Origin of the sequence: Thalassobacillus devorans MSP14, from assembly GCF_000496835.1 — a bacterium.
GTDB classification, from domain to species: Bacteria; Bacillota; Bacilli; order Bacillales; family Halobacillaceae; genus Thalassobacillus; species Thalassobacillus devorans_B.
The window spans coordinates 100,872-116,625 of record NZ_KI543236.1 but is presented as its reverse complement, the minus strand read 5'-3'; the positions used below and the strand labels follow the sequence as shown (position 1 = coordinate 116,625).

16 protein-coding genes are annotated in these 15,754 nt (G+C 40.9%); 8 read left to right on the top strand and 8 right to left on the bottom strand.

The window, feature by feature from the left end; translation table 11 throughout:
• Positions 1 to 14: 14 nt before the first annotated feature.
• On the bottom strand, positions 15 to 1,019 hold the full coding sequence (locus P855_RS0101350) for a TAXI family TRAP transporter solute-binding subunit (RefSeq protein ID WP_028781907.1): 1,005 nt from the start codon (positions 1,017 to 1,019) through the stop codon (positions 15 to 17).
• A gap of 326 nt (positions 1,020 to 1,345) precedes the next feature.
• Between P855_RS0101350 and P855_RS0101345 the strand changes: the two genes are divergently transcribed.
• The 4 genes from P855_RS0101345 to P855_RS0101330 are packed head-to-tail and all read left to right on the top strand — an operon-like array spanning position 1,346 to position 5,503.
• Positions 1,346 to 2,902: a spore germination protein gene (locus P855_RS0101345; protein WP_028781906.1), complete on the top strand. Its 1,557-nt coding sequence runs from the start codon at positions 1,346 to 1,348 to the stop codon at positions 2,900 to 2,902.
• A complete protein-coding gene (locus tag P855_RS0101340; protein WP_051353035.1) occupies positions 2,899 to 4,116 on the top strand; it encodes a Ger(x)C family spore germination protein in 1,218 nt (405 codons plus the stop codon). The genes P855_RS0101345 and P855_RS0101340 overlap by 4 nt, the downstream gene beginning before the upstream one ends.
• Positions 4,117 to 4,362, top strand: a complete 246-nt coding sequence (locus P855_RS20210; RefSeq protein WP_051353034.1) for a hypothetical protein — start codon at positions 4,117 to 4,119, stop codon at positions 4,360 to 4,362.
• Positions 4,363 to 4,384: 22 nt separating this feature from the next.
• Positions 4,385 to 5,503 (top strand): GerAB/ArcD/ProY family transporter, encoded by a 1,119-nt coding sequence (locus tag P855_RS0101330; RefSeq protein ID WP_051353033.1) that lies wholly within the window; start codon positions 4,385 to 4,387, stop codon positions 5,501 to 5,503.
• 5 nt (positions 5,504 to 5,508) lie between these two features.
• Here P855_RS0101330 and P855_RS0101325 read toward each other — a convergent pair whose 3' ends face one another.
• The 3 genes from P855_RS0101325 to pyrH form a co-directional block, all read right to left on the bottom strand.
• Positions 5,509 to 5,949 (bottom strand): hypothetical protein, encoded by a 441-nt coding sequence (locus tag P855_RS0101325; RefSeq protein WP_028781903.1) that lies wholly within the window; start codon positions 5,947 to 5,949, stop codon positions 5,509 to 5,511.
• A 139-nt stretch (positions 5,950 to 6,088) separates the two neighbouring features.
• The gene (gene dat, locus P855_RS0101320) at positions 6,089 to 6,982 is read right to left on the bottom strand and encodes a D-amino-acid transaminase (protein WP_028781902.1); all 894 of its coding nucleotides are present in this window, start codon (positions 6,980 to 6,982) and stop codon (positions 6,089 to 6,091) included.
• Between the two features lie 76 nt (positions 6,983 to 7,058).
• Entirely contained in the window at positions 7,059 to 7,799 is a 741-nt protein-coding gene (gene pyrH, locus P855_RS0101315) for a UMP kinase (protein WP_028781901.1), read from the bottom strand.
• Positions 7,800 to 8,262: 463 nt separating this feature from the next.
• Between pyrH and P855_RS0101310 the strand changes: the two genes are divergently transcribed.
• On the top strand, positions 8,263 to 9,525 hold the full coding sequence (locus tag P855_RS0101310) for a helix-turn-helix domain-containing protein (protein WP_028781900.1): 1,263 nt from the start codon (positions 8,263 to 8,265) through the stop codon (positions 9,523 to 9,525).
• Positions 9,526 to 9,538: 13 nt separating this feature from the next.
• Positions 9,539 to 9,679 carry a hypothetical protein gene (locus P855_RS22195; protein WP_161628797.1) on the top strand — a complete coding sequence of 47 codons (141 nt, stop codon included), beginning with the start codon at positions 9,539 to 9,541 and terminating at the stop codon, positions 9,677 to 9,679.
• A gap of 187 nt (positions 9,680 to 9,866) precedes the next feature.
• Here the strand turns inward: P855_RS22195 and P855_RS0101300 are convergent, their stop codons facing one another.
• The 4 genes from P855_RS0101300 to P855_RS0101285 form a co-directional block, all read right to left on the bottom strand.
• Positions 9,867 to 11,213, bottom strand: a complete 1,347-nt coding sequence (locus tag P855_RS0101300) for a TrkH family potassium uptake protein (protein WP_028781899.1) — start codon at positions 11,211 to 11,213, stop codon at positions 9,867 to 9,869.
• A gap of 145 nt (positions 11,214 to 11,358) precedes the next feature.
• Positions 11,359 to 11,736 (bottom strand): fluoride efflux transporter CrcB, encoded by a 378-nt coding sequence (crcB, locus tag P855_RS0101295; protein ID WP_028781898.1) that lies wholly within the window; start codon positions 11,734 to 11,736, stop codon positions 11,359 to 11,361.
• 13 nt (positions 11,737 to 11,749) lie between these two features.
• Positions 11,750 to 12,133, bottom strand: coding sequence for a fluoride efflux transporter FluC (locus P855_RS0101290; RefSeq protein ID WP_028781897.1), 384 nt, complete (start codon positions 12,131 to 12,133; stop codon positions 11,750 to 11,752).
• A gap of 104 nt (positions 12,134 to 12,237) precedes the next feature.
• The gene (locus P855_RS0101285) at positions 12,238 to 13,659 is read right to left on the bottom strand and encodes a SpoVR family protein (protein WP_028781896.1); all 1,422 of its coding nucleotides are present in this window, start codon (positions 13,657 to 13,659) and stop codon (positions 12,238 to 12,240) included.
• Positions 13,660 to 13,805: 146 nt separating this feature from the next.
• Here P855_RS0101285 and P855_RS0101280 point away from each other — a divergent pair, with 146 nt between their 5' ends.
• Both P855_RS0101280 and P855_RS0101275 read left to right on the top strand, forming a co-directional pair.
• Positions 13,806 to 14,465, top strand: a complete 660-nt coding sequence (locus P855_RS0101280) for a metalloregulator ArsR/SmtB family transcription factor (protein ID WP_028781895.1) — start codon at positions 13,806 to 13,808, stop codon at positions 14,463 to 14,465.
• Between the two features lie 34 nt (positions 14,466 to 14,499).
• A complete protein-coding gene (locus P855_RS0101275) occupies positions 14,500 to 15,735 on the top strand; it encodes an MFS transporter (RefSeq protein ID WP_028781894.1) in 1,236 nt (411 codons plus the stop codon).
• Positions 15,736 to 15,754 lie beyond the last annotated feature (19 nt).

Here is a 15,754-nt window from a genome sequence, read left to right as displayed (position 1 = left end):
TGTCAGGCTTCTTATTATTCTGCAGAAACGCCAACCTCATCAAAATACTTTTGAGCTCCAGGATGGACATCAATTCCTACACCTTTAAGAGCAGACTCTGCTGTAATCACTTCACCTTTACTATGAGTGATTTGATCTGTGTTTTCAAAAATGGATTTTGTGATATTGTAAACAAGATCTTCACTCATATCAGAAGTCGTGACAAGCATTGCTGACACGGCGACAGTATCAACCTTCTCTTCAAGTCCATATGTGCCTTTAGCGATAGTGTCCTTGGAATAGAATGGGACCTTATCGATCAATTCCTGAATTTTACCGTCTCCGAACTTGACGATATTAACATCTGTAGTAGCTGCAAGACTTTCTACCGCTCCGGTAGGAGTTCCGGAAGTGATGAATGCCGCATCAATGGAACCGTCCTGAATACCAGAAGTTGAATCACCGAATTCAAGGTCACGTTTTTCAATATCTTCCATAGTAATGCCATGGATTTCAAGGATATTTTTAGCATTGGCATACGTACCTGAACCAGGTGCACCAACAGAAACTACTTTCCCTTTCAAATCCTCTACTGTTTCAATTCCTGAATCTTTCGTAGTTACGATCTGAATGGTTTCAGGGTATAACGTTCCGATAGCCTGAACACCTTCAATTGCCTTATCAAACATTACTTCTCCATTAGCTGCATAGGAAGCGATGTCTGTTTGGGTGAATGCAAGTTCACCGTCACCATCACGAAGTTTCTTCATGTTTTCAACAGAAGCACCCGTCGAAACCGCGTTAGCCTCGGCTCCATCTACATTCGAATTGATGATAGTAGCAAAGCTTCCGCCAAGTGGATAATATGTACCTTGCGATCCACCTGTAAGAATATTCAGGAAGGTAGTGCCGCCTTCACCGCCGCCACCTTCATTTCCTCCTTCTTCTCCGCTATCGGCAGTACCGCCGCCACATGCAGCAAGGAACAGCGAAAGCGTTAACAACATAGCGAATGTTAACATCCAATTTTTTCTTCTCATAAATAAGCCCCCTCATTTTTTAAAGTTGTCCAGTAAAATAATGTTAGCAGAAATTGATGAAATATTCAAACATTTCATCGACTTCCCTTTTGTGGATGATGTTGCGTGGATAGCTGTTATGGTGATTCTAATGCAGCAAATATATTTTACTATAAATGACTCCAAATTCAAACTGATATTGAGCAATCGCTTACTTGTAAATTTTTTCAGTCAATTGGGAAAAATGCTGCTGTTCTACTATTTTTGTTATTCGTGCTACTGTATTCATAAATCCCCCCCAGGTGTGCAAGCTAATACGTAAAGCATCTATAAAAGGGGCAAGCACCATGAGACGTGGCAAGAAAAAAACTACTATTGATGATATCCAACTGGACTCCACCCTGTCAAAACTGATAGACGGGAGTTTAGAAGTCAACTTGACTGTGATTAAAAAGATTTTAGGTGACGCTTCTGATTTGGTGATACGGCGCATGACATTGAATAACAGCAATAACCTCAAAGGAGCGGTCCTTTATATCGATGGCCTTGTAGATAAAACTTCTGTGCAGGATTTCATATTGGAAGTCATGATGGTTGAGGTGCCTCCGGAAAAGATTTCCCTTGCACATGTCTATGAAGAGATAAAAAACTCAGCTCTGCCAATAGGAGAAATCACAGAAACAAATAAACTTGATGACTTGCTGCTGAGACTATTATCCGGCGAGACCCTGGTACTTGTGGATAAGGAAACGCAGGCATTATCCGCAAGCACAAAGGGCTGGAAGGACAGGGGCGTCCAGGAGACCACCTCGGAAAGTGTCATTCGTGGACCTAAAGAATCTTTCACAGAGACACTTCGGACGAACACAGCGCTTGTGCGTAGAAAGATTAAAGACCCGAACCTACGCATTGACGCGAAGAAAATAGGAAATATGACCGTCACCGATGTCGCAGTTCTCTATATCGAGGGGACTGCAGATGAAAGTGTCGTGAAAGAGCTGCATGCCCGTTTGGATAAGATAGACATCGACGGAGTGCTGGAAAGTGGATATATTGAGGAATTCATTGAAGATCCACCTTATTCTCCCTTTCCTAAAGTCTATTATACGGAACGACCGGATTCGATAGCCGGGGGACTTTTAGAAGGAAAGGTAGCCATCATTACAGATGGCACTCCTAATGTCCTGTTAGTCCCTGCGCTATTCGTCAACTTCATGCAGTCCAGTGAGGATTACTACCAACGTTATGATATCGGGACATTCATCCGGTTGTTACGACTATTTTCATTTGTCATCGCTTTATTTATGCCATCTTTATATATTGCAATCACAACGTTTCACCAGGAAATGATTCCGGCTCCTTTATTGATCAACTTGGCGGCCCAACGGGAAGGTGTCCCTTTCCCGGCTTTTGTCGAAGCTGTACTTATGGAAGCAACTTTCGAAATCCTTCGTGAAGCCGGTGTAAGACTGCCGAAAGCTGTCGGTTCTGCCGTCTCGATTGTGGGGGCGCTCGTATTAGGAGAATCAGCGGTGCAGGCTGGTCTTGTATCTCCGGCAATGGTCATCGTCGTCGCCATAACTGCCATCAGCAGTTTTGTTTTCCCATCCTATAATATGGCGATTCCTGTCAGGATGCTGCGATTCTCCCTGATGATACTGGCAGCTACTTTTGGGTTGTATGGAATTATCCTCGGTTTGATTGCCCTGGTACTTCATCTGTGCAGTTTGCAATCTTTTGGCGTACCTTACATGTCGCCATTCGCTCCACTGGTTCCTAAAGACCAAAAAGATGTACTGGTACGCTTTCCTCACTGGGGGTTGCTATCCAGACCTTCTGCTACTTCTCATAAAAACGAAAAACGGACGAATGGCCGAAACCAATCGAAGGGGGGCTCAAAATGAAGGGGATGTGGTATTTATGGAATAAAAGCAGACTGATCCTTATCATGTTCGCTTGTCTTGTATTTTTGTCAGGCTGTTGGAGCAGCCGGGAACTTGATGAACTTGGAATTGCAGTGGCTTTAGGGATGGATAAAACGGAAGAGGAAACCTACGCTTTGACGGTACAAATAATCAACCCCTCTGAAATTGCGGCAGAAAAGGCAACTACACGCCCTCCAGTCACCCTCTATAAAGCGGAAGGAGAAACACTTTTTGAGGCATTTCGAAAAATGACGAAGACAGCACCAAGAAAAATTTATGTTTCACAGCTGCGCTTAGTAGTCATAGGCCAGTCTTTGGCTGAAGAAGGAGTTCTCCCTGCGTTGGACTTATTATATAGAGACCCGGAATTCCGCACCAGCTTTTTTATGACCATAGCAAAAAACGCAAGCGTTGAAGATATTCTTAGTGTCATTACCCCGTATGAAAAAATTCCAGCAAATAAAATTATGGAGACGCTGACGGCTGCGCAAGAAAACTGGGCTGCTACGGAGGGTGTCTATATTGACCAAGTCATTTCAGACATAAGAAGTACAGGGAAAAGTCCCGTCATGACTGGAATACTGATGAAAGGTAAAGAAGATATAGGTAATTCCATAAAAAATATCGAATACCTCGATGCACCTACCCGTTTAGAGATAGACCACCTTAGCGTGTTTAAAGATGACCGGATGCTCGGGTGGCTGAACGAAGCTGAGAGTAAAGGCTACAATTATATCGCAGGTAACGTAAAAAGCACGTTGATCAATTTTCCTTGTAAAGAGGAAGGAAGCGGAAGAATCGGAGTGGAGCTATTACGGACAAACGCATCCATGGATGCGAAAATGAAGAAAGGAAAACCTGTTATATCTGTTGATATAGAAGCAGAAGGGAATGTAGGAGAAGTAGAATGTCAGATTGACTTAAGTAAACCGGAAACCCTTCAAATGATAGCCCAAAAAACTGAAGGTGACATTAAAGATAAAATTCAGGCTTCCATTAAAGCGGCACAAGAAGTATATGAAAGTGATATTTTCGGATTTGGAAATGCAGTAAGTCGGAAAGCACCGAATTACTGGAAGAAAGTTGAGAAAGACTGGGATGCTCATTTTGTCGATACAGAAGTGAAAATTAATACGAAAGTCAATATTAGAAGAAAAGGTACCAATGTACAACCTGTACAAAAGGAAGGGTAGATGATTTCAATGTGGCCGATTCTTGGCGTGCTGCTAGTAGCAGCTGCTATTTTTTTAATCGAAGCACCCAAGCTAAAAAGAGAAAAGAAAACGAAAGAGTTAGGTTATTTTTGTTTTTTTCTGACAGCAGCTACTTTTGTCAGCTTAATTGAAAGTATGGGCAAAGAACCGTCTAATCCATTGGACCTTATTCAAGCTTTTTATGCCCCCGTAAATACCTGGCTGCAAAATATGTTGTACCAATGATAACAAGTGAGGATGAATGAAGATGGAAAATAACACAATCAGCCCACGCCAGTTCATGTATTTGGTGATACTTTTCATAATAGGAAGTTCCATTCTTATCATTCCTGGTCCACTAGCTGCTGGAGCAAAACAGGATGGTTGGATGTCGGCTATTGCAGGCACTGGAATCGGAGTGTTATTGGTGCTTTTATATCACAAGATCGGCGTCACAATTGGTAATAAAACTTTTGTGGAAGCAGCGATTGATATTTTCGGAAATTGGTTCGGGCGAATCATCAGCTTTTTTCACTTGGTTTTCATTTATATCCTTGCCGCTTTAGTATTGAGGAATATTGGGGATTTCATGACTACACAGATGATGGATCAAACGCCTTTACAATTTACTCATATCCTTTTCCTATTAGTCGTAATCATGGGAGCTGGTCTGGGCATCGAGACGATTGGACGTTCCGCAGAAATGTTCATCACCTGGATGATTCTATTATTGGTTTTCCTATTTCTTTCGCTTACCCCACAACTCGACATTAACAACCTTAAACCAATGTTTGGGGCTGGTTTACAGTCCATTTCAAACACTTCTTTAACTATCATAAGTACTCCGTTACTGGAAATGATCATATTTTTGATGATCTACCCTCACGTTAAAGAAAAACACAAAGCCAAACATGCATGGTTGATCGGATTGTTAATTGGGTGTGGCTTTTTGACACTGCTAACCTTGTTCAGCATTCTAGTGTTAGGCAGTGATCTTACTGCTTTGAATGAATATCCTATCTATGAGCTGGCAACTAAAATAAACGTTGCAGGATTCTTAGAAGGAGTAGAAATTATCGTGGCTATCGTATGGATGCTGACTATTTTCTTCAAACTGGTCATCCTTTATTATGCTTCAAGTTTAGGAATCGCTCAATTTTTAAAAATCGATGATTACCGCATTTTACTATTACCATTAGGAATGGGCATGGTAGTACTTTCAATCATCGCCTACCCTGATGTCGCTTATTTTGAAAGTTTCGTCAGTACTACCTGGCTTCCTTATGCAACAATGCATGGATTTATTCTACCGGTTTTACTACTGACAGGAGCTTTAATAAAGAAGAAACGGACAAAGAAAAAGGAAAGTGGGAGTTCATTAAAATAAAACAGTCACTTTCGCTCCCACTTTACATGCTGTAAACCGTTTATGTGTAAATCTTCTTCAATCTCTTCTTCAAGAGCAAGCTTCTTTAAGATTTGAGCTTCATTAAGTGGAACGGAAATAGGCCCTTCCATATTAACCAGCTCACGGTCAGATAATTTTTCAGCCAGCTTTTCCCAAAACACTTGTTCATCATACGGTTCGATGTATCGGGAAAGCAATGTCGACTCATAGTCAACATTCAAATCCTTATAACCAATTTCCTGGTTTTCCTCAATCAACCCTTCCATACCAGCTTCTTTGTAATAGTGGTACACATGGTCACGAAGCGCTTCAAAGTCCTCATCTAAATCCTGATGTGTTGTATTCGATACCCATCCCCCTAAGAACAGGGTTTCTACAAGCTTCTGGTATTGATCTGGTGTAAATTCTAAACGGACTTTTTTCATCGTGTTAGCCTCCTTTCCTTCATCGTACACAAAATAAACAGCCATGGATAGTATGGCCGCCTTTTATTCAATTAATAAAGACAAAAAAAGATACAGGCAAAATAGCCTGTATCCTATAACGTTTATAGTTTAAGCACGATTATGCGTTTTGCTTTTCCACACTTTCAAAAAGTGATTTTGCTGTTGGAATCCCAGCATCTTTCTCGTAGGCAAATTGAAGCTTTCTAGTAACCTCACCCGGGGTGCCATTTGCAATCTTTTTACCATCGAAATGCGTGACTGGGGTTACCTCAGTCGTACTGCTGGTAATGAACATCTCATCAGCATATTGAATATCTTCGACCCGGAACGCTTCTTCCATAAATGGGATGCCCAGATCATCGCAGAACTGCTCTACCCTCATGCGGACACACCCATGCAGGATATTCTTTTTAGCGGGATGGGTAAAAACTTTCCCGTCTCGCACGAGATAAGCATTTGAAGAACTGCCTTCCGTTACCACACCATCTTTATGAAGGATCGCTTCTATACTTCCATTCTCTTTCGCTTCCTGCTTGGCAAGAACATTCGGCAGCAGATTCAAGCTCTTAATATAACACCAGTCCCAGCGATGGTCTGAATGGGAGATCACCGATCCACCATTCCACATCACTGGCAAGTTTCTTGAAAGCTCTTGGGCATAAGCATAAAAATTAGGCTTCACATCCACCGGGAATGCATGATCCCTGGCAGCTGAACCTCTCGTAATTTGTAAGTAAACCTTGGCATCTTGATCCACCTTGTTTTTTTCTAACAACTGGTGTAATAAATCTTTCAGCTCTTTTTTTGTGAAAGGTATCCTGATTTTTATTGCTTCAACAGAACGAAATAACCGGTCGATGTGTTCTTCCATTAGATAATAATTGCCATCGTATACACGGATTACTTCATAAACCCCGTCACCGAACTGCAATCCTCTTTCTTCGAAGGGATAGTGCAATTCTTCATGATTCAAAAATTCCTTATCTGACAAAATGATCGGTTTGATTGCCATGAACGATCTCTCCTTTACAGTCAATCACTATGTTACTAATATTCTTCCTATAAGTCACTTTTTTATTGAGTTAAAATCATGCGTCTTCCTTCAGTGTGGAAGGCTGGTTCGAAACCATGGTGCCGACATCCATCCCTGCACATAATTTTTGCATCATGCCAGGATAGTCGAAGTTAAATATATGGACTGGAAGCTTGTGGTCTCTCGCCAGCAATAAGGCAGTCTGGTCCATCACTTGAATGTTTTTGATCAGAATATCATCATAATTCAATAATGTATACATTTGGGCGTGTTTATGTTTATTTGGATCTGCAGTGAAGACTCCGTCCACTCCTTGTTTCGCTACCAGAATAGCATCACATTCCAATTCTACTGCACGCTGAACAGCCGGATAATCTGTTGTCACAAACGGTTGGCCATTGCCGCCTGCACAGATGATCAAGTATCCTTTTTCCAAATGATGCATCGCCTTCAGTCGGATGTATGGTTCAGCTACAGCGGAAATCGGCACAGAAGTCATCACTCTGACTTCCCTCTCTGTTTTACTTTTTAATACACCACGTAACATGAGGCTATTGATAACAGTTCCCATCGTGCCGATATTATCCGCCTCTACCCGGTCGATTCCCCAGGCTTCAGCAGTCCTTCCCCGAAAAATATTCCCACCACCAACTACAATTGCTACTTCAATTCCGGCTTCTACAAGGGACAATATTTCATTGGAGATATGCTCTAAATGGGTATGATCAAAATTTTCATTATTGTCTCCCCCGAGCGCTCCACCACTGATTTTCACTAAAACCCGACGGTATCTCATCCTTTTTCCTCCTAACGGCATTAACCAAACATTTCTCTAAAAGTTCATCGTAAAAAAAGAGAGCAAGGACGAATACGCCTATACTCTCACAATAAAAAGGAACGGATTTTCATTTATTGATTCATGATGATGGTTTTCTCTCAGCTGATCCATGAAAATCGCTCCTTACCCTCTTCAAATTTGTTAAATTATTATAGCATATTCAGAACATTTGAAAAGGATAACTTTTTACCCATCATTATTTTATGGTATTACTAGATAAATTAACCTTGAAAAAGATGTAATTCAGAAGCATGTAATAAGGAAAAAGCAACAACTAATAGGTATATTTACCTGTTTTCTATGATAGTATTCTCACAAAAACAGTGAGACATATTTCCTTTTTTCCACTTTTGGTATAATATGAAAATAATCAAGACTCACTGTCTGAGTCTTTGGAATAAACACACAATGGGGTCTGATTATGCACATCGGGAATCGCATTCAAATCATGAGAAATAACCGGAAGCTAACTTTAAAGCAAACCGCAGACACTATTACATCTTCCAGTTACCTGGCTAAAATAGAAGAGGGCAATTATCCCCCCAGGCCGCATGTGTTACAAGCTTTAGAACGGAAGTTCGAAGTATGCCCAGGTTTTTTGACCAATTATGAAACACGGGATGAAGACGCAGAATATATTCTACGCCTGCTTCTTTCCAATATTGTCCTGCACCCGGACAAGGCTAAAGAAGTGATCGATGTTATCGAAGAGAACTACTTCGAATATTTATCACCGATCAGCCTGGAAGCCACTTATTTATGTTTGAAGTGCGCTTATTATTACAAAATCAATGATACTAAAAAAGCCATCGACCTATACGAAAACTTCATCATTCATTATATCGATGAAACAGAATTGCGTTCTTATCCGAAGCTGGTAAGAGAAAGTTTCAACTATATGATGGCGTTGAAAATGTTCTCGGAAAATATGATCAAAGAAAGTACCTATTACATGGAAATGTTTGTAGATTCAGTCGAACAGGGACCAATGAAAGCTGCTGTTATCTATAATATCGCCTTATTATACGGAAAACTCGAGTTACATAGTAAGGCAATACAGTTTGGTTTAAAAGCCAAGTTCATGTTTGAATATACGAAGAAATATGAAATTTTACTATGTAAAACCAATAACTTATTGGCAGCTCAACATATGAAAATAGGACAACATGAAGAAGCATTGCAATATTTAAAACAAGCTTTGATCACTGCTACTAAGTATGAATATAAAGATTTACTAACACTTATTTATCACAATAAGGGATTAATTAATATTGATTTAAAAAAGTATTCAGAAGCCGAGGAATTCCTTCAAAAATCGATTGAGATTGATCTGGAAGAAGGACGAACTCCCTTGTGGAGTGCCTATAGAGCTTTGATTGAAATCTATATTATCAAGGAAGAGAGAGAAAAAGGTCTCCAATTATATAAGACATTACATGAAAATAATGCAACTAATCAACATCCGGCGTATATTACTATTTTATTCACCGACTTTATCTTGAAGTTTTTAGATACCGAAGAATATTTAAAAGAGTTAGATTCAGCTATAGAATATTATGAGAAACAAAGCGAAAATGATCTTCTTTATAGGGCTTTCCGCTCTCTTGGAAACTATCATTTCCAGAAAGCGAATTATAAAGTTTCAAGCATCTATTATCAGAAAGCTTTAAAAATATTAAAGTAAAGGAGTGGAACAAATGAAAAAATTCACTAAAATCTTGAGTGTGCTAGCTTTGGCAGCAGTTTTTGCGTTAGGTTTTGGTAGTAATAACACAACTGACCTTGCCGGAGAAGAGCCAGCTGTTGGCGGTCTTAATTCTATCGAAGTTACTGAATAAACTAATAAAAAGAACAGTTGGTGAAATACCAACTGTTCTTTTTATTTCCTGACCTTTTGCTCCCTCTCTGTATGCCTCCCATTTACAACATGCTTTTCTCCTGGACTATATCCTTATAATGTAACCACGTTTTAAATAAAATCCCGGTTAGTCCTAATGAGAACTTCCGGGATAGCTTTCTCGTGAATCAGCCAATTATGACTCGCTCTTTCGGATAGTGATAATTTTCTTTGATTTCTTTTCCTCTTATGATAAATAGTAAAGAGAAAATCCCGATTCTTCCAATAAACATCAGAAGCATGATCACTGATTTACCACCGGTACTCAGCTCCGGAGTAATTCCCATAGAAAGTCCGGTTGTTCCAAAAGCTGAGCATACTTCAAAAATTATTTCCGTCAAAGTAAATGAATCTTCGATCATGGCCATAGTGATTACTGCAAATGCACAAATCAGTGAGGCAGTCATAATGACTATATAAGAACGTATCACATCAGTCTGCTCAATTTCTCTATCGAAAATTTTAATTGTCGACTTCCCTCTTGCAAATACGTATAAACTCAAAACGGCAATCGCAAATGTTGTGGTACGTACACCACCACCTACACTGCTGGGAGAAGCACCAATAAACATTAGCATGGAAACACCTAATAATGTGCCTGTTGTAAATTCAATGACATCCATGGTAGCGAGTCCCCCATTTCTAGTCGTAACTGATTGAAAAAGGGAATAGAAAAAACTTTCATGCCACGACTTATCCGCAAGGAAATTATTTTGTTCGAAGACCAATAGAAAAATGGTCCCCGCCGCTACCAACAAGAAAAAAGTAGAAGTAGTCAGCTTAGTGTAAAGTGAAAATCGATAATTATCCCCTTTATAAGTCAGAAACTCCTTAACTTCAATTAACACTGGAAAACCGATTGCTCCAAGAATGAGTAATAAAATATTTATAAACTGTACAAAATAGTCATCCGCGAATGGTACAAGAGAACTGCCGGTGATATCAAATCCCGCATTCGTTGTTGCACTCACAGCTGCAAACGCTCCCTGTAAATAGGCTTCCTGCCAGGTAGGGAAATATTGCAAAAAATAAGTACCTAATACTAAAAAGCCGATAAATTCTATGACTAAGATAAGACTTAATATTTGTTTCATTAATTGAACCAAACCTGATAGCGTGGATTGATTCTGGTCTGTCATAATCAGTTGTCTTTCCCGCAGGCCGATACGTTTGCCGAATAGCAGCCAGATGAAGGTACCCAGCGTCATAATCCCAATGCCTCCGAACTGGAGGATGAACATCAAGATAAAGTAGCCGGGAACGCTGAACGTATCTGCTGTTGAAACTACTGTAAGACCAGTAACACTGATGGCACTGATAGCAGTAAACAACGTATCAACAAATGTCAATTCCACCCCAGGACGATGGGTGAATGGCAAACTAAGTAAGACTGTAGCGATGATAACAGCTGATATATAATATAAAACGATCAGTTGTGCGGATGTGAATCGATGTATTCGATCCAGACTTTTCATTTTATGGTGTTTTAATTTCATAGCTACTCACGACTTTCCCAAGGTAATGGATTACGATATTTATTGTCATACACCATACAATAAGGAACAATTTTTATTTTAGCAAGAAAAAATTAATCAGGGCCTTAAAAATAATCAAGTCCCGTTATCTTCCTGCAAACAGTCCCAATAAAAATGCCGCAATGCTTCCGAGGACAGATATACTAAGATAGACGCAAGCTTTGCCGTAATATTGCTTCTGTACCAGCTGGACCAATTCTACACTGAACGTAGAAAAAGTAGTAAAGGCCCCGAAAAACCCTATTCCCACAGATAAGAATAATGGATCTTGATAAGCACTTCCAGGAATGGCACCATAAAACAGACCAAAGAACAGCCCCAGACCGAATGATCCAAGAATGTTTACAATCAGCATGGCTATGGGTATTGGAGGATCCGTAATTCGGTTCATGATGACCAAACCAAGCAGGTACCTGGCCATTGCCCCGAACGCACCACCTGTAGCTACTATAAACACATTCATCTTTCATTCCACCTTATTTCCCAGTACTTTCACTCCACTTTGCTCCCAGTACTAACCCGCCAAAAGCAAGCACTACTCCTCCGAACAATGAGACTACCAAATAGATCAAAGACGCTGTTAAGGATAACTGGCTGCTAAGAGATATCGTATCCGCTGCCAGGGTAGACATCGTTGTAAACCCGCCGCAAAACCCGACACCGATACCAGCACTCACCCATTGTCTTGGATTTCTATGTAAAACCCATCCCGTAAACAGACCGAGCAGCATACTGCCAAAAAGATTTTCTATGACCGTACCTATCGGGAGGCCGGTTGACATGGTCTGGAGATTAATAAAATAACGGCAGAGTGTCCCCAATGCCCCACCAACTCCGATTGCTATCAGATTTTTATACATCAACGATCCACCCTCGTTCAAAACTTATAATTATTTAGTATACCTTATTTTGTCTTTCATAAAAAAATCCTGACGGAAAAGAACCGCCAGGATCATCCATTTTGTTATAAAAACTTTTTCTGCACCTTCTTGCCACTGTAACTGAACAATACTTCTTTCTTTTCGACCACCGTTTCCATGTGAACAGGGCGCCCCCATAGCTGATAAATATACGGGAGGGTCCGTTCCAAATATTCAAGATCCAACTCGACATCTTCATAATGGTGTTTGAGATACAGCTCTCCATTTTTCAGAAAGTCACCGTCGTTGACCGTAATGTATGGAAAGCCGCCGTTCACTCGCATCGTGACCAGCTGATCTCGAACGGCCTGGTAATCTTTATCAGATATCTTGTAGTCCTTCCCCTGCTTCTGGAAAAGATACAGATCTTCCTGACGGCACAAATCCTTTGTCAAATAGTTACGGATGAACGAAATATCCGACTCTATTTCACGGACTTCAAATATCTTCTCCCGACCTGAACCTGGCTCTACCCCATGCTTTTTCATTTCCTCTGTCGGATTATTGTAGGTTTCCTCTATGTTCTCAAAAATTTTCAAGCCCAGATAGTATGGGTTGATCTGTGTTCGGGATGGCTGAACCACTCCTGCATTCAACTTTGCAAACTCTACCGATTCATCACTCGTAAGGTCCATTTCCCTTAAGATTCGCGCGTGCCAGTACGAAGCCCAACCCTCATTCATGATTTTCGTTTCCAACTGCGGCCAGAAGTAAAGCATTTCCTGTCTCATCATAGTCAATATATCGCGCTGCCAAGGTTCCAATTCACGGCTGTACTGCTCGATAAATAATAGTAAATCTTTTTCAGGTCTCGGAGGAAACTTCTTTTTCCTTTTTACTGGTGTTTCTTCTTTCGGCTCGTCTGCAAGCTTCCATAAATCATCATAAGCAGTAGGTTTAGGAGCTGGCTCTTCATCTTCATCTACCTCTTCGACATCCTGCCATGTCCACTCTAACTTAGGACGCACCAAGGAGGGATCAATGTGTTCCTGAATTGCTAAGATGGCATTCAGGAAATCTTCCACTTCCTGCTTGCCATATTTATGCTCATAAGCAGAAATACGCTCAGCAGTTGCTGACATGCTTTCTACCATGTCTCTGTTGGTATTCTGAAACCGCACATTGTTTTTAAAAAAGTCGCAGTGGGCAAGCACATGGGCAACAATAAGTTTATTTTGAATCAGACTGTTGGAATTCAACAAAAATGCATAACACGGATTGGAATTGATCACAAGCTCATAAATCTTGCTTAAGCCTAAGTCATATTGCAGCTTCATTTTATGATACTGCTTTCCAAAGCTCCAATGGGAAAAACGTGTCGGCATCCCATAAGCACCAAATGTATAGATAATATCAGCAGGACAAATTTCATAACGCATCGGGTAAAAATCCAGTCCAAACCCTTCTGCGATTTCAGTAATTTCGCTAATTGCTTTATTCAGCTGCTGTTGGTCCTCAGATCTCAATTAGTTCTCCCCCTTATTGAGTATTACTCTAATGTATGAGTTTCTAGGAAGAATGATGAGCAAGGAATAAACTTTACACATTTACAAAAAATAAGGCCGCATGCTACTATTCAACTGAATGGTTGAATAGTTTGGAGGTGTATCCTTTGGATGCCAGAACATTTAAAGACCGTGTATATGGTGAATTCGCCCGGGTGGGAAAAGTCTTATCAAGCCCCAAACGATTTGAATTGTTAGATTTACTTTCACAATCTCCTAAATCAGTAGAAACACTGGCGCAGGAGAGTAATATGACCATGGCTAATACGTCCAAACATTTACAAACATTGCTCGACGCCCGCCTGGTTGATTACCAAAAAAATAAAAATTATGTCATTTATCACCTGGCCAGCCACAGGGTGGTAGCTGTATTATTTTCTATTAAATCTATTGCCGAAGATCAAATTCCTGAAATTAATCACTTACGCGAGGATGTTATTGTAAAAGGAGATCAATTAGAAACCATTGCACTGGAGGATTGGGTCGACCTTAAGGCAGAGGACAGCCATGTTCTGATAGATGTAAGACCCCATACAGAATTTTCAAGTGGACATATAGACGGGGCGCTATCGATACCTGTCGGGGAATTGCATGAACATTTAAAGAAACTGCCGAAAAATAAAGAAATTATCGCTTACTGCCGAGGCCCTTATTGTGTATATGCTACCCAGGCCGTCGAATTTCTTAAGGAACAAGGGTATCAAGCAGCCCGCTTAGAAGCAGGTTTCCATGAATGGCAGCAATACCAGGCGAATCATAATCATTAATGAAAGCAGCATGCTATTTTTGAGGTGAGTGGATATGGAAGGATCGTTAAATAAAATACAAGTCGGTGTAAAAGAAAATATCGTACAATTTTCCTTACTCGTTCTAATCAACTTTTTTGTCGGTTCGATGGTTGGACTGGAAAGGACAATTCTGCCGATAATCGGCGAAGAACAATTTGGTCTGGCCTCTACGAGTGCCGCTCTTTCCTTCATTGTGAGTTTCGGTTTTTCTAAAGCGATCGTCAATTTCTTTGCTGGAGGACTGGCTGATCGGATTGGAAGAAAATACGTCCTCCTGCTTGGGTGGGGAATCGGTTTAGCTGTCCCCTTGCTCGTCATTTTTGCACATGCCTGGTGGGTCATTATTTTTGCCAACGTTCTACTTGGAATTAATCAGGCATTAACCTGGTCGATGACGGTAAATATGAAAGTGGATCTGGCCAAGCCGACACAGCGCGGATTGGCGGTCGGTTTCAACGAGTTCGCCGGATATATCGGTGTTGCATTGATGGCAGCAGTTTCAGGGTATGTAGCTTCCAGCTATTCATTAAGTCCAGAACCTTTTTTTATAGGAATCGTTACCGTGATCATCGGGTTCATTCTATCTCTATTTTCCAAGAATACAGATAAACATTTAAAAGTCCAGGCTAAAAGTGAAACGCAACAAATGACGGACGCGCTCTCGACAAAAGAAGTATTCAACCGTACGACCTGGAAAAATAAAAACCTGGCAAGCAGCAGTTTTGCGGGTCTCACTACAAACTTGAAAGACGGAATGGCGTGGGGGTTATTTCCGATATTTTTTGCATCTGGCGGTTTATCCGTCGGGCAAATTGGAACGGTCGTAGCTGTTTATCCAGCAGCCTGGGGATTCTTCCAGTTATTCACTGGTGTGTTAAGCGACCGTATCGGTCGAAAATGGCTGATAACTACGGGTATGTGGCTCCAGGCTGTGTCCCTATGGCTCATATTGATGGTCAATAGTCACCCTTTATGGCTGTTAGGAGCACTCCTGTTAGGGATCGGCACAGCGATGGTATATCCGACAATCATGGCATCAATCAGTGATGTCGCTCATCCTGACTGGCGGGCTACTTCGATGGGAGTTTATCGCTTTTGGCGTGACAGCGGCTATGCTTTCGGGGCATTATTAGCCGGACTCATCGCCGATATGCTTGGTGTCAGCTGGTCTATCGCACTGGTTGCATTTATGCCGTTCCTGGCAGGTCTCATTACTGCTTTCCGTATGGACGAAACATTAAAAAAATAAACACCATAAAAGCGTGCAG